This window comes from Mesorhizobium sp. M0045 (assembly GCF_040323385.1).
In the GTDB taxonomy this organism is placed as follows: Bacteria; Pseudomonadota; Alphaproteobacteria; order Rhizobiales; family Rhizobiaceae; genus Mesorhizobium.
The window spans coordinates 112568-134220 of sequence record NZ_JAMYUY010000013.1; the positions used below are offsets into that span (position 1 = coordinate 112568).

The window sequence follows — 21653 nt, forward strand, 5'->3', positions numbered from 1 at the left end:
CGGGCGATCCCGACTCCTCGAATCTCCTAGAATACACCTCAAGCTGCTGCCGGGTCATTGTCTTTTCAGGCGGGCTGCTTGCGCCTCCTGCACCTCGACGGAATAGAGCACCTCGCCGGTCTCGTGAAGAAGCCAACCTGACAAATCGTCGGTTCTCGGCTGAAGGTCGACCAGGAGATGGATTGCGCAGCGAACCGCCTCCTCCCGCGCAGCTTCGAGACTCTGCAATGTGGACTGAGCAACCTGACGGCCGCCGTCGCCGTGGCGATACTCGAAGATGTAGACGGCGCCGTTCGCGTTGTTCGCCGCAGTAACGGCGACCTCATCGAAATTGCCGTTGCTTCGAGCATCGTAGTCATTCGCCGCCACATCGAAGGTCGCGGTCTGGACCAGGATCGCCTGCGCTCGATCGATGGCGACCGCGTTGTTTCCATCTTCAACGCTGGCCATGTCGACGGTAACGCAGTCCCCACCTTCACCGCAGAAGATCACGCGCAGGATAGGCTGTCCGGCCGGCGCGGTTGTCTGGGTGATCTGCATGAGACACTCCGTCACTCGAGCATCATTACAATTTAACCGCCATCTCCCGGCTCCAGAGACGCAGCTTACGGCAGGACTCGATGAACTCGGCAACCGCCTTCGGATCATCGAGCGCAATCAGGCCCTCGTCGGCTTCCGGATCGACGCCCGCCTTGTGCAACAGCGGGATGCTGCCCGAGGCGAAGCCAATAAACTTGCAGTGGGCGAAGGCGTCGGCGACGAAATCGCGCGCGGCGGCCTCGCCTGTCAGGCGCTCGGCTCCTTCCTCCGAGAGGATCAGAGCCACGGCGTCGAACAGGACCGATGGCCCGCCATCGATCATGTGCATTGCCTCTATCCAAGTTCCGTCCGCCGCCTCGACGCCGCCGACTTTTGGCGCGATAACGTCCATCACCGCGCCCTCCTTCTCTATCGCCGCGTGAAGCTTCTTGAGCAGAGCGGCATCCGCGCCCGGGCTAACGAGAACACCCAGCTTGCGGCCCGCAAAGCTGTCCGGGCCGTTGCGGATGATGCTGAGGGCAGGCGAGGGCTCGAGACCCCTCGGCGCCACCGCAGCATTCGCGGGCTTGGGCAATTGCTTCATGCCGAGCTTGTCGGCGACTGTTTCGGCCAAGCCTTCGTCAATGTTCAGGAGGTGGGACACCATGCGCTCTCGGATGACCGTTGTCTCGACCTTCGAAAGCTCGAAGGTTAGAGCCATGGCGATGTGTTTCTGCTCGGGTGCGGTCTGACTGGTGAAGAACTGTCGCGCCTGACTGTAATGGTCGGCAAAGCTCTCCGCCCGCGATCGGACTTTCTGGCCTTCCTCCGCATCGGCGAATGACCGGAATCCGCGTTCTGACGATTCCCGTGGACCCTCGCCGAAAGAATTCGGCTGGTAATTCACCCGGCCCACCGGATTGCGCATCGCCATATGACCGTCCTGTTGGAAATGGCGGAAAGGGCATTTGGGCGCGTTGATCGGAATGTGGGGGAAATTCGGCCCGCCGAGTCGCTTTAGCTGAGTGTCAAGATAGGAAAAGTTGCGGCCTTGCAGGAGCGGATCGTTAGAGAAGTCGATACCCGGCGGTACGTTCTGGGTCATGAACGCAACCTGCTCGGTCTCGGCGAAGAAATTATCGGGCATGCGGTCGAGGACGAGGCGCCCAACCGGGATCGGCGGAAGAATCTCTTCCGGAATGATCTTGGTTGGGTCAAGCACGTCGAAATCGAAGCCGTTGGCAAACTCCTGGTCGAAAAGCTGAAGGTTTAACTCCCATTCCGGGAAATCGCCCGACTGGATGGCATTCCAAAGGTCGCGGCGATGAAAGTCCGGATCGGCCCCATTGATCTTGACTGCCTCGTTCCAAACGACCGATTGCATGCCGAGCTTCGGCTTCCAGATAAATTTGACGAAGGTGGATTCGTCTTTTGCATTCACAAGCCGGAACGTGTGAACGCCAAAACCCTGCATGAACCGGAAAGAACGTGGGATCGCACGATCGGACATGACCCACATGATCATGTGCATTGATTCCGGCGTCAGGCTGATGAAGTCCCAGAAATTGTCGTGCGCCGACTGCGCCTGCGGAAACGCACGATCCGGCTCGGGCTTCACTGCGTGGATGATGTCAGGGAATTTGATCGCGTCCTGAATGAAGAAAACTGGAATATTGTTGCCGACGAGATCCCAGTTTCCCTCCTTCGTGTAGAATTTGACGGCGAAGCCACGCACGTCCCGCGCCAGGTCGAACGAGCCTTTCGAACCGGCCACTGTGGAGAACCGGACAAACACCGGAGTCTTCTCGCCGGCACGCTGAAAAATATCCGCGCGGGTGTAAGCCGCCAGCGATTCATAGGTCTCGAAGAAGCCATGCGCACCATAGCCGCGTGCATGTACGACGCGCTCAGGAATGCGCTCGTGATCGAAATGAAAAATCTTCTCACGGAAGTGGAAATCCTCGATGAGCGCCGGACCGCGCGCTCCGATCTTCAGCGTGTTCTGATCGTCCGAGACCGGACCGCCTTGGGCGGTCGTCAGGACAGGAACATCGCCGTCTGCCACCTGGTGGAGTTCGCCACCATTTCCGCGCTCGAGCTTTTGGTCATGGATGGTCGCGGGCTTGCCTGTCGACTGTCTACCGCTCTTGGCCATTGTCATTCCTTCAGAGAAAGAGATCTGCGTCTTCACGGGTCTCTCACAATGCGGTGGACGACGGACGGTTCCTGAAGATAAATCCGCTAATTCTCCCCGCTCCGGCCGCCAGGGCCGCATTGCCGATCACCTAACCCGTCGACTTCGTCGTCGTCGATGAACTCGGCTATCTTCCCTTCGCCCAGGCCCTCTGGTCTCAAAGCTTTACGAACGCACCAGCGTCATCATCACCACCAATCTGGCCTTCGGGGAATGGCCGACCGTCTTCGGCGACGCCAAGATGACCACCGCGCTGCTTGATCGTCTAACGCACCATTGCGAGATCGTCGAAACCGGGAACGAGTCCTGGCGCTTCAAAAGCCGCTCTCAAAGCTCACATGAGGAGTGATGCGTCAAGGCAATTTCATTTGTCCATGGTGAAGCCTTTCGGGGTGCTTCATCGGTATCCAAGGTCTGAGCCATTTCGCTCGACGCGGCACGTTTCCGTTGCCGTTTCAAACTCACATACGGTCGCCGTCTCGTTCGGCTGCACCACTATCCCGCTTGCGTTGCGGCAAAGGCTCAGGAGAACGAGTCCATTCTAAAGCGCGGCATTTGAAGCCAAACTTTGAGGCGGTTCGCTCACCTGGATCCGCCAGGGTTGATCAGCCCTGGGAGATTGCTGTTCTGGGTTCCGGTCGGCCGTCACGCGTTCTTCATGACGGCCCCTTCGATCAGGATGCCGAACGCCGCGTACTTCCACAGCGCCACCAGCAGCTTGCGCGCCAAGGCAACGATCGTGCTTCGTTTCAGCCGACCCCCATTCGATTGAACCCGCTGAGCAAACCAACGGCTGAGTGCCGAATGCGGCTGGTTCCGCAGCCACAACCACGCGAGCTGGATCATCGTCGTGCGCAGCCGCGGATTGCCCGCTTTCGATACGCCTTGCTCACGATCAATGGTTCCGCTTTGCCACGGCGTCGGTGCCAATCCTGCGTAGGCGGCGACTTGGCGTCGGTTGTCAAAATGGCGAGAGAACCCTTCGGCCCAGAGGATAGCGGCGAACTCCGATCCAATCCCTTTGAGAGCACCCAGCACGGCCGCAGGTCCAGGCGCTGTATGTGGAGCATCCTTTGTGGCGGACATCATTGCATCGCGCTCCTGTTCCACGGCGGCGATATGCTGAAGCAACAGTTCAAGGCGATCGAGTTCACGATCTATTTTGAGCCTTTAGGTGCCGAGGCAACTGACGGCCATCGCCTGTCACCAGACCGTCGAGTCGTTTGCGCCGATCCTTCCGAAGCGGCTCGTAACCGCTGATGCCTTGGGCAAATAGCAGACCCTTGATACGATTGACGTGCTCCACCCTTTCCGCAATTAGGACCTTGCGTTCCCTGCAAATGCGACGCCGATCTTCGTTGTCCGGACTTGGCGCCTTCACCATCGCACATACGCGCGGTTCGCCACGCTTGAAGGCAAGAAGTGCTCGAACCAATGCCTCCCCGTCGATCTTGTCCGTCTTCGCGCGCCGGCGACGACGGGACGCTGCGATAGAAGCCGCGTCGACGACGTGACTCTCGAACCCATTGGCTTCCAGGACTCGATGAATCCAAAAGCCGTCCAGACCAGCCTCCCGAATGGTCACGAGAGGGAACAATCGCCCTGTCCGTGACAACGCCTTCTTCCGAAGGTCTTCGAACAGGCTGATCAGTCCGGCAATATCGCCGCCATCCACTGCACGTTTCGACATCTTGTCGCCGCTGCCCGGCGACAACGACGTAACCAGCCAGGTTGAGCGGCTCAGTTCCAGGGAGACAAAGATCGCTCCAAGGTCGACACGGACAGCGTTTGGGACTCCAGGTTGGGCAGACACATTCTCCACGGCGATCTCCTGTTGAGTGAGTGCTTCGATGCAGCCTCACCCTGACAGAGCGCCGGCCGCCGTTCACTCCTCATGGGATCTAAAGCCGAAAGCCAATCAGCCGCGCCCGATCAGGCTGTGCAACCCCGACCAGCTCCGCCTGATCGGGCGCTCCACGTCGTGCCTCTCACAACCCCCAAACCGGGGTCCCTTTTACGGGAAAATACGGGGTCCCGATTCCACGGTCATTGAAACCAAAGGGCATTCCATTGTGGGCATATTCGCACGTTTAGGGATAATAAACGAGTCGCAGCCGCCTGAGCTTGGGTCAAATCATCTGCGGTCGCGGTGGAGATGCCAAGTCGAGCGTCGTCCAACACTTCGAAAACCAGCGACCGTTGAACGAACTGGTACGAGCTGCTCCTATAAGTTCAACGAGACTTCGCAGTTCCATAAGGGCAAGCTCAATCGCTCATGGCGCGACGGGCGTTCATAAAAGCGGCGGGTGACCTTCAGAAAACTCTCGTTCGGTTCAAACAAGAAGCCAGCGATCTTTCCTCCCAGGCCGTCAAAACACCCTGCGACGACGAGGTCGAGCGGATATCAATCTAGCAAAGCTCCAAAAAGGAGTTGGCGTGCTTGCAGACATCGTTGCGCGGCCTAGATGCTATTTGACGGAGATCGCGTGCCGCCGGAGACATGGTTTGCCCCGCTTTTTTCTGCACCTCGTGCTTGCGGGGGCGCCGTCACCCTGATCCGGAGGGGAGCGAATTCCCGGACCATCAAAGCGCCGTTCGCGAAGCGATTGCCGCTGCAAGGACATGATGGCGGAAGGGTTGCGCGGTGGGAAGCCGCTGATACGCAATGCGTCGTTTGCAATCGCAGTCGACGGCGCCGTCGACGCTATCGTAACCTTCGCCGAGGCCGCCGATCACGGGAGCTAGGCGATTGTACCGAGTAGCCGCTCATACTCCTGTTCCGGCCCACTGTAGGTGCCGTCGGCGATCTGGAACAGACCATAACGATTGCGGATCACTATCTCACCTCGTCCGGCCTTGATCAGTCCCATCCCCTCAAGCTCCTGGATAGCGACAGTTACGCCCGGCCGCCGCACGCCGAGCACAACGGCCATGATCTCGTGGGTGATAGAAAATCGGTGGTCGCGTACCCGGTCCTGGCACATCAGGAGCCAGCGCGCCAACCGTTCCGCCAGTTTTGATCGGGCATTCACCAGAGCCGTATAGCTGGTCTGGATGAACAGCATCTGGACATAGAGTAGCAGCAGCGCCTTCAGCGTGTTGCTTTCGGACAAAGCCATCGACAGCGCCCCGGCAGGCATCCGGATTCCGCTGCCTCCCACCTACATATAAGTGTCATGGGCGGCGCAATCACCGCCGAGCACAACGAGGGCTCCAGTCATGCCTTCCATCCCAATCAGGCCGACCTCAGTATCGCGGCCTTTGGGTATTTTGGCGACGACAGACGCGATGCCCGCTTCGATAAAATACACATATTCGATAAGGGATTTCGCGGTCTCAAGGGAGGTCCGCAGCGGCAGATCCACGGGCTCCAGATGAGGCACCAGTAACGCCAGGTCCATGGGAGAAAGTCGCTGCAGTAAGGCATTTCGATGGTAGTTTTAGGCTGGTTATCCATGACTCGGCCCTGTGTAGGGCAAGAGCTTCGTGATCTCCCAGCCGTTCGCACCCGTGAAAACTTCAGAGCGACAGGCAAGAAATGGGGTCTCACAGCCGCAATGGCCAATCACTTTAAGCATTAAGGTTGCGCGCCGGGCTTTTCAGCCGCTTCCGAAAAGGGAAACCGCAACATCAAAACCTCATTTTCATCACAGATTTCAAAGGCCACGCCCGATCGTACCGGTTTTCCACCGAGCAGTCCTTCCGCCAGTATCTCCTTGGCGGAGGCCATCGCGTTTTCCTCAACTTCAGACAAATCCGCAAACTCCTGACCCTCGGGGTCTTCGGAAAGGTGCCCGTCCTCGTTTCGGATATGGAAGAAATATCTCATGCTCACTCCGGCTACGCGAATATCTAAAGGCATGTCAGCTCGCGTATAGCGTCGGAAACGTACCGACCGGGGATCTGAACACCGGCCTCTCGACGCTTGCGCTGAGCTTTTCTTCAGCGGACCTATGAGGGCGGGTTTTCCTTGCCCTCCAATCTGTCGAACCTAACGCCAAGGCCGTGGGCGACTGCGCAGGTGGCAATCATGTCATCAAGGGCTCTCCCCGACACCGGACAGTTTGGCAGAACCTTTCGGATCGCCGCGCCGGCCGTCGATGTCGAAACCACATCGTGATGTTTTTTCCTGGACTCCGCGTACTGTTCGACCAGCATCTTCAATCGTCTTGCTGCGATGTCGTCTGCAGACATTTGTTTGCTCCTGCCGCAGTCCTGCCAAAAGTTGTGCCCGCTTGTCGGACGCTCGCGTGGCCGGCGATCCCAGAGAGGACTCCGGATAGCAAGACCTATCCCGCTTATTCGTTCCAGAGTGCCGTGGCTTGGTAATTCCCGTACCATTAATTAAAGGGCTGCACGGGCGCGGACAGGCCCGCTACCGCCCGATTCGCGAACGCAGAGCACAAACCCACCGGAAATGGAGGATCGGCAAGACACAAAATTCTGGCGTTAGGCGTTACACTGCCGACGCGCTTTCGGAGCGTTGTGGCTAGCCAACAACGCTGAAACAGCCTCGGTCAGGTCTTCCGGCGCGCTAGGTTTGGTGACCCACTTCCCCTGGAGGAATATCGAAGAATGACTGTCGTCGTCCGGCAACATGCCGGAGTGGACCACGAACGGAACTTTGCGCTTTTAGAGCACCTTCGACCTCTCCGCGGTCACCATCGCGCAGTTGGATGTCTAGGATTGCTAAATCTGGCGTGCGGACCGATAGCCATTCGAGCGCAGCAGCACATGTAGAGAAGGTTTCTACATCGCGAATCCTGCATTCTGAAGCTGGTCTGCGATGTCGAGTGTAATCAGCGCCTCATCTTCTAAAAGGACGAAGCCCCGGTGCGACTCGCGGCTTGATGGAATCGAGGCGTGCCTTGCCGCTGCGCGGCGAAGGAATTTTGGAGCCAAATATCCTTGTTGCGGTGGGGTTTAAATGCGTACCGAAGGTGTAGCCCCTTTCATGTAACCAAATTGCCGGCTCGGCGTTTCGTTCAACGCCGTTGCAACGGTCCCGCCCACCAACGCAAGCTTACAGAACACGAATTCGCGAGGCGATAGCTTCTTCCACGAGGATAGACTGGCAAATTCATGAGTCGTAATTTTCTGGTGATCGAACCTGAGGAAGGCATTGCCGTGCTCAAGGGGCTTGCCTCCTCGGCGCGTGTCTCGATGCTGAAACTGCTGCATGAAAAGGGGCCGATGAATATCAACGAAATCGCCGCCGTGCTGTCGCTGCCCCAATCGACCGTCTCGACCAATATCCAGGTGCTGGAGGATGCGGGGCTGATCCGCAACGAGAACCGGAAGGCGAAGAAAGGCAATCAGAAAATCTGTTATCCGATGGCCGAAGAAGTGCTCGTCGTGTTCAAGAGCGAATACCGTGCGGTCAAGAACGATGCGATCGAAGTGTCGATGCCGATCGGGCTTTACACCGGGTTCGAGGTTACCGCGCCCTGCGGCCTTTGTTCGCCGGACGGCATCATCGGCTTGCTCGATGTGCCGAACACTTTCCTTGATCCGGATCGCATGAAAGCCGGTTTGCTGTGGTTCACGCGCGGTTATGTCGAATATCAGTTCCCCAACAATGCCAAGCTCGCCAATGCCGAGATCACCGGACTCGAAGTGGCGATAGAGCTGTCTTCGGAAGTGCCGGGCACTAGCGCCGATTGGCCCTCGGACATCACGCTGACGATCAATGGTGTCGATGTCGGCACCTGGACGTCGCCGGGGGATTTCGGCGACAAGCGCGGCGTCTTCACGCCCTCCTGGTGGAAGCTCAAGGGCTCGCAATACGGCAAGCTGAAGAACTGGCGAATTGCCAATGACGGCACCTATGTCGACGGTCTCAGGATTTCCGAAACCGGCCTCGCCGCACTCGATCTGAAGAGCCATCATTCAATCCGCGTCCGTATCGGCGTCAAGGACGACGCCAAGCGCCCCGGCGGGATCAACATTTTCGGCAAGGGCTTTGGAAATTACGATCAGGACATCCTGCTCAGGATCAAAACTGGTTGAGATCATCAACCCGGTTTGAAAAATAGTGCACTAATTTCTGCTGCTTCCTTTCATTTAGCCAATCGGCATCCAATTGTCAGACTTGCGGCTATCTTGTCACCGACGCTGAGAACCCATTGGCACGACTGGTCTCACCAAGGAGTTCGAAGAGAATTTAAATGTATTAGCTGAGGCGACCCAGGTTACCTTGATGTATTTTCCACTCCCAACCTGCCTCGTCGCAGGCTTCGCCGACTGGCTACGTCACCAGCCTAGTCTAGGCAACACCATTGTGATGAGCGAGCTTAATCTGTTCCGTTCTTCGGTTTTGGTCGGCGTCCGTCGGACAATGCGACTTGGACGAGGTGGGTAGCCCAGCGGCTACGATCCTGGATCACGTTCTCTAGGCAACTCTGGAAAGTATGTGCCGATCCAAGTCGCACTTGGCCAGACCATATCGCCAGCGGTAGTTTGTCGTCTCGCGTCTGCTCTGGTAGAACAAAGTCAATTGCCGGCCTTCGATCATTACGGTCGAATGGCCATTCTCTCCTGGCTCGCCAGGATCAAGGACGGGGCCGACCGAGACATAAGGACCCTCTACCCTATCGGCGATAGCAAAGAAAACGCGTTGACGGCTTCCGCGGGGGCCGTCGGGGAGGAAGCAGGTAGCGTTGAGAAGCACGCGACCATCCGGCAATTCAACCAGTTGCGCCCCCTCTATCCCCCACTCGTAATCGGGGTGCTCGCGCGCATTGTGATGCGGCACGTCGAGATGATCCAGTATCTTGCCGAGACGTTTCCATGGCCCGAACCAAGAATCGGATTGGCTGCGCGCCAGATAGACATCAGGCTGAGGGACCCTGGTGAATTTGGGCATGCCTGAATAGACGATATAGCGCTTGCCTCCGATGATTGCGGGATGGGGATCGTAGATGCCGTCCTCATCGGTGTCGGGCAGCGACAATATCGCCGGATTGAGCACCACCCAATGAAAGCCGTCATTGGAGACCGCGTGCTCGCAACGACCGCCGGACTTCATGAATTCGGTCTGGATAAACATGTGGAAGACGCCGCACTCATGAATGACGCCGGGCGCCGCAATGCCCGATCCGGTTACCGGCAACACGATGGCCTCGTGCTCTGTCCAAGGTCCATAAAGATCCGGCGCTGTGGCGTGGAGGATTTTCCAGCTCTCGGTTGTGACGGTGCCGCTGGAGCCGAAGACGTGCCAGAGCGTGCCGTCGAACACCGGACAAGGGTCCTTCAGATCATCCACTGCCTGTGGGTGAAACAACGGGAAGACGTTGGTTTCAAAGTCGATCTTCATTCCCAAGCATTCCCGCGACAGTTTCGCGGGCCCCTTTCATTTGGACCGTCTGCGTGACTCAGCCGAATCGATTCGCAGGCCTTATTTATAACTCCGCCCATGAACGGTTGTTGAACGATTGAACGATTTCAACTGTTCTGTGGCAATGCGCCACATTTTGGGTGAGATCACGCACGGCGCGGGGCTTCAGCTTCTGGAGCGGCCATCAAGTCAGCCGGATGCAGGGTCGTCCGGCTTGCGCTTCTCTGTTGAGCCATCGCCGGAGTGGAGCGGGCCGCTGGCCTCGCCGAGACAGTTTGGAGCTATGGAACAACTTACGGAGATGAAAGTTATATAAATGGCTGCAAATCTCATTCGAAGCTGCCTCGATTAACGTATGTTATTCGAGGCCCTTTCTAACTGCAACGAAGGATTTTTACATGGAAATGGCGGTGGGCACCCCTTTAACACCAAATACCCCCTTACAGTGGTCAATTTTACTTTGCTTTTCCCACCTCCGATGGAATTTTGTATTTCAGAGACCGCAACAGATTCTGACGCTCGCCTCAAAACAGCAGCAGCTAATTTATTTCGAAGAGCCGATCTTCGACGAAAGGCGCCACGCTTCGACGCGGGTGAACGACGTTTCACCTACGATCAGAATTGTGACGCCCGTTATTCCAGTCGGCACCTCCGCCACCGAGGCGGATGCGCTTCAGCGCAGATTCGTCGACGAGATCGTCGCCTCGACGCCGCATGAACGGCTGACCGCGTGGTACTACACGCCTATGGCGCTACGTTTCAGCGACCATCTCGCCTTCGACGTCTGCGTCTACGACTGCATGGATGAACTCTCCGCGTTCAAGAACGCACCCGCAGAGTTGAAACAGCTGGAAAAGGCGCTGTTCCAACGTGCCGATATCGTCTTCACCGGCGGGCAGAGCCTTTACGAGGCCAAGCGAAGCCTGCATCGTTCGATCTTTCCTTTTCCAAGCAGCATCGACGTTGCACATTTCCATCAGGCGAGAGAGCCGGGTGAGGACCCACTCGACCAGGCCAACATACCTCACCCGAGAGTGGGGTATTTCGGGGTCATTGACGAGCGGCTCGACGTCGAATTGGTAGCCCAGGCGGCTGCGGCAATGCCGGACGTGCATTTCGTCATGCTCGGCCCTGTGGTCAAGATCGATCCGGCGAGGCTGCCCACCACAAGCAACCTGCATTGGCTGGGCAGCAAGTCCTATGCCGACCTGCCACGCTATCTCCGACATTGGAGTGCCGGCTGGATGCCTTTCAAGCTCAATGAGGCGACACGCTACATCAGTCCGACAAAGACTCCTGAATTCCTGGCGGCAGGACTGCCGGTGGTTTCCACAGCGATCGTCGACGTCGTGCGCACCTATGGCGCCGAAGGCCTGGTCGACATTGTCGACTCCGAGGATTTCGAAGCCAAGCTTCGATCCATCCTGGCGCGTCCCCGCGATTTCCTGGTGGAGAAAGCCGACGCCTATCTCGCCGATATGTCCTGGGAGAAGACCTGGAATGCGATGGCGGCCCACATCCAGCGCGCCTACGCGATGAAGAGCGTCGTGCCGTTGCTGAGGGGAGCGTGAGGATGTTCGACTGGCTGATCGTCGGCGCCGGCTTCGCCGGCAGCGTGCTGGCGGAACGCATCGCATCGCAACGACAAGAAAGCGTCCTGATCATCGACAGACGAAATCACGTCGGCGGCAACGCGTATGACTGTTATGACGAGGCGGGGATCCTGATCCACCGCTATGGGCCGCACATATTCCACACCAACGCCCAATTGATCGTCGACTACCTGTCGCAGTTCACCGAATGGCGGTCTTACGAACACCGCGTGCTGTCGCAGGTCGACGGAAAGCTGCTGCCGATACCGATCAATCTAGACACCATAAACCGCCTTTACGGCCTTAAGCTGACATCCGAGCAGCTGCAGGAGTTCTTCGCTTCCCGGCGAGAGACGGTCGAAGAAGTCCGCACAGCAGAAGATGTCGTCGTGAGCACCGTGGGTAGGGAGCTCTACGAGAAATTCTTCCGCGGCTACACCAGGAAGCAGTGGGGTGTTGACCCTTCCCAGTTGAGCAAATCAGTCACAGCGCGGGTGCCAACGCGGACCGATCGCGATGATCGCTATTTTGGCGACACTTTCCAGAAAATGCCGGCAGGCGGGTATACGCGTATGTTCCAGCGCATGCTGAATAATCCCAAGATCAAGATCATGCTGCAGACCGACTATCGTGAGATTCGCGACAAGATTGCGTTCAAGCGGATGATCTACACCGGGCCAATCGACGAATTTTTCGATTGGAAGCTGGGTCGGTTGCCCTACCGCTCGCTGCGCTTCGAGCATGTGACGCTTGATTGCGAGGAATTTCAGCCGGTCGCCGTCGTCAACTATCCGCAGACGGAAAACTACACCCGCATCACCGAGTACAAGCATCTGACCGGACAGAAGAGTCCGAAGACCAGCCTGACCTACGAATACCCCTCGGACATCGGAGACCCTTATTACCCGGTGCCGCGGCCCGAAAACGAGGCGTTGTACAAAAGCTACGAAGCGTTGGCAGCGGCGTGCCCACAGGTCTGGTTCGTCGGACGTCTGGCGACATATCGCTATTACAATATGGATCAGGTCGTCGGGCAGGCTTTGGCGACGTTCGCGCGCATTCAAAAGAGCATGTCGGCAAACGCCATCGGGCGGATGCCGACGCAGCGCGAAGCGGCGGAGTGAACGATGTGCCGCGATTAAGCTGCGTTGGCGGCGACCATTGACATTTGAGATGGCGCAAAGATCAGCCGAACCTAATATGCCGTTGGAGGGTCGTGCGTATGAGACGTTTCACAAAGCCGATAGTCATTCAACCCGGCCGGATCGATCGCGACCGGGTTGTTGTGTCGGTAACGGACGCGGCCGAGGTTCTGCTGAAGGATTGGCCGGAGCCGGCTTGCAAGTCGAGACCCGCAACAATCGAGGCGTGCCTTGCCGTTGCGAAAGTCGCCAAGGGTCGCACGCCAGGCGTTCATCGCTGCGGCCAAAGGCGCCAGGATCTTTCTCGGCGGACGGATTCAGGCTTACCGGGTTGCCGATGCAGTTAAAGCGCGGCGCACGCGGCGGGGCTATATCGCGCCTGCTGGCTCTTTTTCGAAGGCCTCGAACAATCCGCGCTGGCGCTCCAACTCGTCGGCGAGCGGCTTGTGAAGCGTGCGCGAGCCGTCCGCATGAATGGTGGAGAACAATCCGACTTCGGCGTGGCGCGAATTGTCCCAACCGGGGTAGGCCGTCACCGGGTACAAGCATATGCCCTGAATAGGTGCGCCGAGGCTCATCGCATCGCGCACTTCGTCGCAAACATAATGCAGCCAAGCCGGCCGTCCTGACCCCTCGGCGCCTGTCTCAGCAATAAACATCGGCTTCTTGTAGCGCTCGTCGACCTCGACCAGCATTTCCGAAAGTGCCCGGTATTCGTGGTGCCCCATCGGTATCGTTGGCCCATTTAAGTACCATTGGTTGTGGGGATAGAAGTTGAGGCCTATGACGTCGACAAGGTCCTCGCTGCCACCCAACTCCGGCTCCGCGCGCCCGACCAGCATGTCGTAAGCCTCGAACTGGCCCTGACGAGCATTTTCGGCGGGCCGCCGCTCGGCGCGACTGCGGTTACGAGGAGCAATATGGATGAGCGGTTCAGCCCAGATGAACCTGCAACTGGGTTCGGCCTCCCGCATTGCTCTGACCCCGGCGATCGCTGCCCTGACAAGGTGGCGTTTGAACCATCCGCGCTTGTTCTGCCCGACGCGCGGGAAATAGCCGACCTCCACCGCCCACGCAAAGAACGAAATTTCGTTGATCGGACATACCAGGGGAGCCACTCCGGTGGCTAAGCGATGAACCCGAACAGCTTCCGCCGCGAAACGGACATAGGCCTCGAAAAAGCCGGGGCCACCTTGGTCGACGTGGTCTGGCGAACCATAGTGGAAGATATCCCAGATGACCTGCACCCCGGCCGCTTGGGCTGCTTCGATCACCGACATCCAGCTCGACCAATCAAAGACTCCCGGCGCTGTTTCGATCAAGTGCCAGCGCAAGCCGTCGCGGATCGTGCGAAGCCCAAGCTCGGCACAGCGGCGATAGTCGCCGGATGCATGGGTGTCATGTGAGGTCGCACGGATCAGATCAAGGCGCACCCCGTCGGCACGACGATGCGAGGAACACTCGAAACCAGCCATGAAAAAGCTGTCAATGCTAGAAGGATCTGCCGTGGGCCGACGAGCCGGTTCCTCGTTCATACCGGCATCCTGTCGGCCAGGAATGGCGCAAGCACTTGCGTTCGGCGATCGCCCATTGCCAGGTTCGGTCGCCTCTTTGATTTCGATTCGGCTGCCATCATGTCAACGTGTTGGCGTTGCCTTGCGATCACGGCCATGATCTCCTCGCGCAGACCGAGACGAGATCGGGCTGGTTGCGGTTGCGGCGCTCGTAAGCCAACAGCAGTTGCAAGCGCTCGCGCGCCACGGGCGCGCTGCCGCGGCGCTTGAAGATATCGAGCAGGTTCATGCTGCCCTCCTTCCCAACAGCCGGTCGAGGAGGCCCCTCCGTTCGAAAGGCAGAATGACCGGCAGGTCCTCGCCCTCGAGTCTTCTTGCCGCGTCGATATAGGCGCGTGCGGCGGGGTTGGTGTTTTCGCTGAGCGTAACCGGCGCGCCCACATTGGATGCGCGCAACAGTACAATGCGGTTGGCGCCAAAACCGTGTGCTCGACAGGCAAGCGACAGAAGAATTGGCCAATGCGAATTCGCTCATTGCGCTGCTCAAGAAGATGCAAATCTCGGATTGGCCACCCCCAGCAATACGCGACCTCACGCGGCCTGCTGCATTGCCCGTTCGTTGACGCCAGTTTCGCCGAGTTGGGTGAGCGCCTCATCGGTCGCTTTTTCTTCTTCGAGAGTCTGTTCCAGAAGTGGGACTGCGTCTCTTAGGCCGAGCAAGCCCGCCCAAGTCACAAGAGTCCCGTAGCGCGCGATTTCATAATGCTCGACGGACTGGGCTGCAGCCACGAGCCCTGCGTCCAAAGCTGGAGCGTCTCCGAATTCCTCCAAAATCTCCTGCCCCTCCTCGATCATGCCATCGATCGCTGGGCAGGTCTTGCCCTGGGCCCTCTTGCCAAACACTTCGAAAACCTGCTGCAGGCGATCGATTTGACCTTCTGTCTCGTCTCGATGCTTTTCGAACGCGGCCTTCAGCTCTTCGGACTCTGCGCCCTTTGCCATTTTCTTTAAGGCGGTCAGAATCTTCCGTTCGGCGTAGTAGATGTCCTTCAGACCTTCGTAGAAAAGGTCTCCCAAGCCCTTGGAACTGCCCTGTGATCTTCTCGTCGTCGCCATTCTCATCTCCTGTTGAAAGCTATCGATAGATATACGGCTCTAACGAGGCCAGTGCCTTGTTGTTCCTTCACCATGGCCCGCAACTCGCTTGTCCTCCGAATGCTGGAACGAACTGCTCAATCTTGAGTCGAGACGCGTCTATTTTGGTCGGGTTAACCGATGTGAATGCGCATCTGAGAAACTTGCGCAATTAATGTGGGATGAAGTGGCTTGGAGGTGTCTCGTGCGACGGCGTGAAGATTTTACGAACAATATGTCGGGACGGGCAGTCGCCGCCACCGCCTGATATCGAGAGAGCTCGCCTTCAGAGCGCTGAGGCAAATCGTTCCGACGCCCTCGATTTCAAACCGTTAGTTCGAAAACATGGTCGCTGGCCATGCGGTCAGTTGTGGTCTCGCCGTAGACTTCGATCATACCCGCTAATGTCGGATGCGACCTCGCCCCAGGGCGGCTACACAATTTGACCATGGGGTGCTTTGAAGCGGCAACCTGGTTCGACTTTTGAGCGTACCGAACCACGAATGGAACCGAATACGGGTCGTAGAACCTCGATCTGCGCCATGCCTGATTCGATGGATGGTCTACAGATTAAGCGGCCTCCCCGACGTTCGAACCTGCCTCCTTTATGACGTTCCGCCATTGTGAGTGCAAAGGCCTTATGCGGAATGCGATCGCAATCGCCTCGGGTCCCCGTCGACCTCGCTCAGGCCCAGTTCCGTCGCCTCTATCCTCAATCCGGCAACCCGCTAGCAAGGCGCGCGTTCCCGTGGCCACTTCGAGTTGGCGGACGTTGTGCAGTTCCAGTCTGCACCGATCTCTGTCACCCCACGGGGGTTGCTCACGGCTTGGGGCGCAATGGATCAGGGATTGCTGCCCACGGTTGCAACCGGCTGCCCATCGCGCAGGTGATCGTCTCTTTCCTTCAGTGTCCGCGCCGACGCTTCGCAATGAAGCTCCAGCACGCCGGCGCGTGGGCGGCTGAGGCGGCTTGTCACTGTTTCCAGCGCGCAACCGCATTATCTCGGCGCGCACGGATCTGGTTCAACGGGACGGCTCGGTCTTTCGCCGCCAGAAAGGATTTCGGGGTATGTATGTCGTTGAGATGACCCGCGCCCCGAGAATAGGCGCGGGCCGATCGGACAACCCGATCACGCAGCTGGAGGACAACGCTGCAGGCATCAAAACCTTGCCCCGGCGCTGTTGTTCCAGCTCAGGTGCAAAAAAGCTCGTGTCCTGTTCGCGGCTTGTGCACCGACACTCCGGACGCAGCGCCTGAGATCCATATCCGCCGATCCCGATTTGAACTCCCTGTGTCCATCTCTGGGGCAACTTCCCTCGAATATCCAGGTCTGCCGTGGCGGCGCCGCAGACGGGCATCCACAGGAGATGAGCATGCGAGCTCTCGTTTGGCATGGAAAAGAAGATATACGTTGCGACGAGGTTACCGATCCCGAAATCGAGGATCCTTGGAGGACCTCGATGAGCGACTATCTGGGGTGTCAAGTTGCAATTGCGAACTCGATGCGCGCATCGCGTGCTTTTGCATTGAGAACTACGAGATTGCTGCTTACAATTCGCTGCTGGTACTCGCCGAGGCCGGTGGCTTTCAGGATCCCGAACGGGTCCTCAAGCAAAATTTGAGCGAAGAAGAAGCCATGGCTAACTGGCTGAAGGAAACCTGAGGGACGTCACCTTGCGGTAAGCGAAGTTGCGCGAAGCTGGTGAAACCGCAAAAAGCTAATCCAACGTCGCGGGGCGGGCGTTCATAACGGATGGTCGCGCTTGCGGTGTGTCGCAACGCAATCAGCGCGTCCAGTTTGCCGTGAACAGATCTTGCTGACGCACCAGTTCGTCCGCGACGGCCTGACGGAGGCGGCGTTTGCCATCCGCGTGGATGGCCGAAAATAACCCCACCTCGGGGAAGATGTCCCAGATAACCTGGACACCTGCCGATCGGGCCGCCTCTTGGCGCCCAACTTGACCAGTCATAGGTCCCGGGAGCCGTTTCGATCAGGTGCTACCGCAGTCCGTCGCGGACGGTGCGAAGGCCGAGTTCGGCCAGGTCGCCGTAGTCGCCCAGGGCATGCAAATTATGCGAGGTCGCACGAATAAGATCGAGGCGAACCCCGGCCTTGCGCCGGTGCGAGGAGCACTCAAAGCCTGCCATGAAAAAACGAAACGCGAAGCTTGCGGAACCAGAGCCTCCACCTGGTGTTCGTCCCTGCGCCCCACTTCGCTCATTCGAAGTCTCCTTTCAGCAGTCGGCTTCGAGCTCGGCCACCTTGCTAGGACTGGGAACCGCGTTGGCGAAATACCGCATTCAATCGGGCACGCGCCATCTTCGTTGCTCAGTCCAGCTCGTCCTTGCGTGACCCGGTAATGCCGAACCGATTGGTCGAGCCTTTTGTTCCTGTGGTGGACTGTCCGGAGCTGGGTGGCGAATGAGGAACAAGGAGGGCCGTGCCAAGTTCGGGGCGATACCACCGCCGCCGATCGACTCGAGCGGCTGCTCAGCAACAAGATAGGCACGGGATCACATGACCGTTCAGATTCGACTTTCCGAGATCGATCACGCCAGGCGCGAGGATCGTGGCGACGGCGCTTGGAGCATCGCACCGGACTTGGGCTATTTGCGGCTAGCAATCGTCAATGTCGTGTTCTTCGGCGCACCGGGCAGCGGAGATCGGAACTGGATGCTGATTGATACTGGGTTGCCGACGTCCCGCAGCAGCATTCTTGCGGTCGCGGAAAAGCGGTTTGGCACGAACGCACGGCCGGCCGCGATCATCCTGACCCACGGCCATTTCGACCATGTGGGCACGGTTCTAGACCTCGCGAATAAGTGGGACGTGCCTGTCTTCGCGCATCCACTCGAGCGCCCCTATTTGGACGGAACCGCATCCTATCCGCCACCGGATCCCTGGGTCGGGGGTGGACTGATGGCGCTGCTTTCGCCGCTTTTTCCACGGGGGCCAATTGATCTTGGCAACCGTTTGGAACTCTTACCTGCCGACGGATCGATCCCCGGAATGCCCGGATGGCGATGGCTACACACACCCGGGCACGCTCCTGGGCATATCTCGCTCTGGCGCGAGGAGGACCGCTCGCTGATCGTAGGGGACGCTTTTATCACCACCGGTCAGGAGTCAGTCTATGAGGTCGCCGTTCAGGATCTTGAGATGCACGGTCCGCCGCGCTACTTCACGCCGGACTGGGATGCGGCGGAAAGATCCGTGAAGCACCTGGCTGCCCTGAACCCGCAGATGGTCATCAGTGGACACGGTGCGGCTGCTGCGGGGGTGGGCATGCGTCAAGCTCTTGACAGCCTGGCTGAGCGGTTCAGGGTGTTCGCCGTCCCGCCGAAATTGAAATTCGTGCGCGAGCCCGCGGCAGTCCAAGGTAGCTGAGGCTAACGAGCCGCCGTCGTTCTGAAGTATGGTCAAGTTACGCCGACTCTATCTCTCGAGCCGGTAGAGTTACCCGTCGGGTCGCGCGCCCCATCGTCGCCGACAAACTCTGACAAGCGGAACAAACCCGGGAGGCGCCGGGTTAGGGCGTTCGATCGGCGCAGGGCGACTGCGGCCAAGCGCCCCGAAGTTCTGCGTCAGGAGAAGACGTCAGATGGACAACGAGTACCCCGAAGGACGCGTCCTCTCCGCCTGCGAGCCGACCGGCAAGAAGTTGTTCGAGCCCACACGCGTCGCCACCCGCCAAGACTTGGCTTCGGCCAAAACCGTGGAGGAGACCAAATGGCAAATCTGGGAAGATTGGCGATCGCGATGCTTGGCGTTCTGGCATACCAAAATCGCGACAAGCTCTGTGAATTGATTCCGGGAGCGGGGCATCTTAACCCAAACGACCCGCAACGCAGAATTCTGGCTCAGATAACGAATGGCGTGTCGAGGGCTGACCTTGGTGAGATCCTCGACCGGTTCAGGGAGGTGGGGGCAGGATCGAAGGTCGACTCGTGGGTTGGCAGCGGGCCAAACCAACCGATCGAGCCAAGGGACGTCGAAGCGGCAATGGACGAAGGTACACTCACGTCAATCTCGATGCAGACGGGTCTTTCGCGCGAGGAGCTAATCAGAAGGATTGCGCGGAATCTACCCGAGACAGTCAACGAGATGACGCCGAATGGTGAATGGCCGCCTGAGCCGACACAAGGCGTGGATAAGTCGACCCTGCTCGACAATGTAACCTAGCCAGGAATGCAGCCGGCCAAGGCGAGATCCAGGGTGGCAACTCTACACCGGGGGACGCTCCTGCGCGATGCCTTCATCCGCTCGCGAAGCTCGCGGTCGTCCGGCCTGCTGGTCTCGTAGCGAACCGTCATGCGGCAACAGCCGATGGCTTTACACGCCCGCCGTTCGCTCATCCCGAAGCCTTCCTTCAGGCGAGCGACAGCTTTCCGCTTGGCCGCGGGCGTCACCATTAATGGGATGGTCCGCCGCCAAGCGCGAAGCCGTCGCGCATCTGCAGGCCACGATGGGCCTGTCGGAGCGGCGGGCCTGTTCCTTTGTGGGCGCCGATCGCAAGATGATCCGGTATCGTCCTTGTCGCCCACCCCAGGCGGCACTGCGCGGCCGGCTACGCGACCTGGCCAACGAGCGCCGGCGCTTCGGCTATCGGCGGCTGTTCATTCTGCTCAGGCGCGAAGGCGAGGCATCGGGTATCAACCGCATCTACCGGCTATACCGCGAAGAAGGACTGGCCGTGCGCAAGCGGCGCTCCAGGCGCCGAGCGGTAGGAACGCGGGCACCGATCCTGGTCCAGGCGAAGCCGAACGCGCGCTGGTCGCTGGATTTCGTTCATGACCCGTTCGGCTGCGGCCGGCGGTTCCGGGTGCTCAACATCGTCGACGACGTGACGCGCGAATGCCTGGCTGCGATCCCGGGCACCTCGATCTCCGGCCGCCGGGTGGCGCGTGAGCTGACGGAACTGATCGCCCGGCGCTGCAAGCCGGGCATGATCGTCTCCGACCGAGGCACCGAGTTCACCTCGAACGCCATCCTCGCCTGGTCGAGGATCATCAGGTGGAATGGCACTTCATCGCGCCGGGCAAGCCGATGCAGAACGGCTTCTGCGAAAGCTTCAAGGCGGATGCGGGACGAGTTGCTGAACGAAACCCTGTTCTTCGGCCTCGACCATGCCCGAACAACCATCGCCGAATGGGCAGACGACTACAACCGATCGCGCCCACATTCGGCGCTCGAATACATCACGCCTGCGGCCTATGCCGCCAATCTCACCGCAACGGACGATCGGCTGCGCAACCCGACCAGCTCCGCCGATCACGCGTTGCTCAACCCGCGCCATACGGCGTAAAACCCGCCGAGGCTCTAACTGCAGTCGGATGAAATTTCAGTGGCAGGTCAGAATCCGCGGAGTGATGTAGGTTGCGACGGCGGCAGGATGCCAATCTATGCGTTGCCCGGAATCCGTCGGTGTGGCCCGAATAGGATCGACTGCTCGGACATAGTGCTCAGCAGTACGTGGTAAACGCCAGACCGGGCCGGCGCGAGGTCGCCGATCTTCTGAGGCCGCGCAAAGCGAATGCGTTTCGGTTTAGGGATGATGGCGTGGTGCCCAACCATCCGTTCTGGCCGCTTGTCGTCTATCGCGGCGCCGTGAAGCTGCCCGATGAATTCAATCCGGCGGCGGTCATGGCGGCGCTTTTCGAGGCAAATGGCTGGAGCGATAGCTGGCGCGACGGCATCTAGGACTACGACCACTACCATTCGCGAATACACGAGGTGCTGGGCGTTGCGCCGGCCAAAGTCCGCTTTGGCGGCAACAAGGGACGAATCCTGTCCCTGAAAGCCGGCGACGTCGCGGTGCTTCCGGCCGGCACCGGGCACCAGCGTCTTTCCGCGTCCGACGATTTTCTAGTCATCGGCGCCTATCCTCCATCCGGCACCTATGACGAATGTACGACTGCCGCCGCCCATGCCAAGGCGGTCGTAACGATCCCCAGGGTTGGCCGTCCGCGGAAGGATCCTGTCTATGGAAGCAAAGGCCCGTTGCTCGCAGCCTGGAAAGAGATTGAAACCATTTCACTCGAAGGGGCTTGCGGGTCGCTTCGAGTCGAAACCGGACCTTTGACCGGCACCAGTATTCGTTCTGCGCCCCACAACATCGATTGACATTCAACGCTCGATCGGGCTGCGCCGGCGAGGCTGCCGATCTCCCCCCTTGCGGGGGAGATGGACGGCACGCCAGAGCGGAAGGGCGCGGTCGTCG

At 59.0% G+C, this 21653-nt stretch carries 19 protein-coding genes and 7 pseudogenes; 13 read left to right on the top strand and 13 right to left on the bottom strand.

The window, feature by feature from the left end; all coding sequences use genetic code 11:
* Positions 1–54: 54 nt before the first annotated feature.
* Both NKJ72_RS20660 and katE read right to left on the bottom strand, forming a co-directional pair.
* The gene (locus NKJ72_RS20660) at positions 55–540 is read right to left on the bottom strand and encodes a hypothetical protein (RefSeq protein WP_352479151.1); all 486 of its coding nucleotides are present in this window, start codon (positions 538–540) and stop codon (positions 55–57) included.
* Between the two features lie 25 nt (positions 541–565).
* A complete protein-coding gene (gene katE, locus NKJ72_RS20665; protein WP_352479200.1) occupies positions 566–2674 on the bottom strand; it encodes a catalase in 2109 nt (702 codons plus the stop codon).
* 97 nt (positions 2675–2771) lie between these two features.
* On the opposite strand from katE, the pseudogene NKJ72_RS20670 reads away from it, so the two are divergent.
* Positions 2772–3062 (top strand): annotated as a pseudogene (locus NKJ72_RS20670) (ATP-binding protein); the annotation flags it as partial.
* Between the two features lie 296 nt (positions 3063–3358).
* On the opposite strand, the pseudogene NKJ72_RS20675 reads toward NKJ72_RS20670, so the two are convergent.
* Positions 3359–4526: pseudogene (locus NKJ72_RS20675) on the bottom strand (IS110 family RNA-guided transposase).
* A 687-nt stretch (positions 4527–5213) separates the two neighbouring features.
* Between NKJ72_RS20675 and NKJ72_RS31010 the strand changes: the two are divergent.
* On the top strand, positions 5214–5339 hold the full coding sequence (locus tag NKJ72_RS31010) for a DUF6894 family protein (RefSeq protein ID WP_502901878.1): 126 nt from the start codon (positions 5214–5216) through the stop codon (positions 5337–5339).
* A gap of 115 nt (positions 5340–5454) precedes the next feature.
* Here NKJ72_RS31010 and NKJ72_RS20680 read toward each other — a convergent pair whose 3' ends face one another.
* From NKJ72_RS20680 to NKJ72_RS20695, 4 genes are all read right to left on the bottom strand, one after another.
* Complete coding sequence (locus tag NKJ72_RS20680; RefSeq protein ID WP_352479152.1) at positions 5455–5853, bottom strand: Crp/Fnr family transcriptional regulator; 399 nt, start codon at positions 5851–5853, stop codon at positions 5455–5457.
* A 21-nt stretch (positions 5854–5874) separates the two neighbouring features.
* Entirely contained in the window at positions 5875–6114 is a 240-nt protein-coding gene (locus NKJ72_RS20685; RefSeq protein ID WP_352479153.1) for a cyclic nucleotide-binding domain-containing protein, read from the bottom strand.
* 176 nt (positions 6115–6290) lie between these two features.
* A complete protein-coding gene (locus tag NKJ72_RS20690; RefSeq protein ID WP_352479154.1) occupies positions 6291–6542 on the bottom strand; it encodes a DUF6894 family protein in 252 nt (83 codons plus the stop codon).
* A 122-nt stretch (positions 6543–6664) separates the two neighbouring features.
* Entirely contained in the window at positions 6665–6907 is a 243-nt protein-coding gene (locus tag NKJ72_RS20695) for a hypothetical protein (protein WP_352479155.1), read from the bottom strand.
* A gap of 888 nt (positions 6908–7795) precedes the next feature.
* Between NKJ72_RS20695 and NKJ72_RS20700 the strand changes: the two genes are divergently transcribed.
* On the top strand, positions 7796–8722 hold the full coding sequence (locus NKJ72_RS20700; RefSeq protein ID WP_352479156.1) for an ArsR/SmtB family transcription factor: 927 nt from the start codon (positions 7796–7798) through the stop codon (positions 8720–8722).
* Between the two features lie 382 nt (positions 8723–9104).
* Here the strand turns inward: NKJ72_RS20700 and NKJ72_RS20705 are convergent, their stop codons facing one another.
* Positions 9105–10028, bottom strand: coding sequence for a glycoside hydrolase family protein (locus NKJ72_RS20705; protein WP_352479157.1), 924 nt, complete (start codon positions 10026–10028; stop codon positions 9105–9107).
* A 419-nt stretch (positions 10029–10447) separates the two neighbouring features.
* On the opposite strand from NKJ72_RS20705, the gene NKJ72_RS20710 reads away from it, so the two are divergent.
* The 3 genes from NKJ72_RS20710 (at position 10448) to NKJ72_RS20720 (ending at position 13130) form a co-directional block, all read left to right on the top strand.
* A complete protein-coding gene (locus NKJ72_RS20710) occupies positions 10448–11620 on the top strand; it encodes a glycosyltransferase (RefSeq protein WP_352479158.1) in 1173 nt (390 codons plus the stop codon).
* 2 nt (positions 11621–11622) lie between these two features.
* Positions 11623–12765, top strand: a complete 1143-nt coding sequence (glf, locus tag NKJ72_RS20715) for a UDP-galactopyranose mutase (RefSeq protein ID WP_352479159.1) — start codon at positions 11623–11625, stop codon at positions 12763–12765.
* A 98-nt stretch (positions 12766–12863) separates the two neighbouring features.
* Positions 12864–13130, top strand: coding sequence for a DUF982 domain-containing protein (locus NKJ72_RS20720; protein ID WP_352479160.1), 267 nt, complete (start codon positions 12864–12866; stop codon positions 13128–13130).
* 21 nt (positions 13131–13151) lie between these two features.
* Here the strand turns inward: NKJ72_RS20720 and NKJ72_RS20725 are convergent, their stop codons facing one another.
* From NKJ72_RS20725 to NKJ72_RS20740, 4 genes and pseudogenes are all read right to left on the bottom strand, one after another.
* Positions 13152–14318, bottom strand: a complete 1167-nt coding sequence (locus tag NKJ72_RS20725) for a glycoside hydrolase family 1 protein (RefSeq protein WP_352479161.1) — start codon at positions 14316–14318, stop codon at positions 13152–13154.
* Positions 14319–14428: 110 nt separating this feature from the next.
* A pseudogene (minE, locus tag NKJ72_RS20730) lies at positions 14429–14586 on the bottom strand (cell division topological specificity factor MinE); the annotation flags it as partial.
* Positions 14583–14756 (bottom strand): annotated as a pseudogene (locus NKJ72_RS20735) (septum site-determining protein MinD); the annotation flags it as partial. The pseudogenes NKJ72_RS20735 and minE, both read right to left, overlap by 4 nt.
* A 132-nt stretch (positions 14757–14888) precedes the next feature.
* Positions 14889–15413, bottom strand: a complete 525-nt coding sequence (locus tag NKJ72_RS20740; RefSeq protein WP_352479162.1) for a YciE/YciF ferroxidase family protein — start codon at positions 15411–15413, stop codon at positions 14889–14891.
* Positions 15414–16805: 1392 nt separating this feature from the next.
* Here NKJ72_RS20740 and NKJ72_RS20745 point away from each other — a divergent pair.
* The 4 genes and pseudogenes from NKJ72_RS20745 to NKJ72_RS20760 all read left to right on the top strand — a co-directional run.
* A pseudogene (locus NKJ72_RS20745) lies at positions 16806–16877 on the top strand (alcohol dehydrogenase catalytic domain-containing protein); the annotation flags it as partial.
* A 2-nt stretch (positions 16878–16879) separates the two neighbouring features.
* Entirely contained in the window at positions 16880–17095 is a 216-nt protein-coding gene (locus NKJ72_RS20750) for a DUF892 family protein (RefSeq protein WP_352479201.1), read from the top strand.
* Positions 17096–17950: 855 nt separating this feature from the next.
* Positions 17951–18820, top strand: coding sequence for an MBL fold metallo-hydrolase (locus tag NKJ72_RS20755; RefSeq protein WP_352479163.1), 870 nt, complete (start codon positions 17951–17953; stop codon positions 18818–18820).
* Between the two features lie 342 nt (positions 18821–19162).
* Positions 19163–19615: a YidB family protein gene (locus NKJ72_RS20760; RefSeq protein ID WP_352479164.1), complete on the top strand. Its 453-nt coding sequence runs from the start codon at positions 19163–19165 to the stop codon at positions 19613–19615.
* A gap of 68 nt (positions 19616–19683) precedes the next feature.
* Here the strand turns inward: NKJ72_RS20760 and NKJ72_RS20765 are convergent.
* Positions 19684–19845 (bottom strand): annotated as a pseudogene (locus tag NKJ72_RS20765) (IS3 family transposase); the annotation flags it as partial.
* Positions 19846–19859: 14 nt separating this feature from the next.
* Here NKJ72_RS20765 and NKJ72_RS20770 point away from each other — a divergent pair.
* The 3 genes and pseudogenes from NKJ72_RS20770 to NKJ72_RS20780 all read left to right on the top strand — a co-directional run.
* Positions 19860–20770, top strand: a pseudogene (locus NKJ72_RS20770) (IS3 family transposase); the annotation flags it as partial.
* A 222-nt stretch (positions 20771–20992) separates the two neighbouring features.
* Positions 20993–21133 carry a hypothetical protein gene (locus NKJ72_RS20775; RefSeq protein ID WP_352479165.1) on the top strand — a complete coding sequence of 47 codons (141 nt, stop codon included), beginning with the start codon at positions 20993–20995 and terminating at the stop codon, positions 21131–21133.
* A gap of 33 nt (positions 21134–21166) precedes the next feature.
* Positions 21167–21556, top strand: a complete 390-nt coding sequence (locus tag NKJ72_RS20780; protein WP_352479166.1) for a hypothetical protein — start codon at positions 21167–21169, stop codon at positions 21554–21556.
* Positions 21557–21653 lie beyond the last annotated feature (97 nt).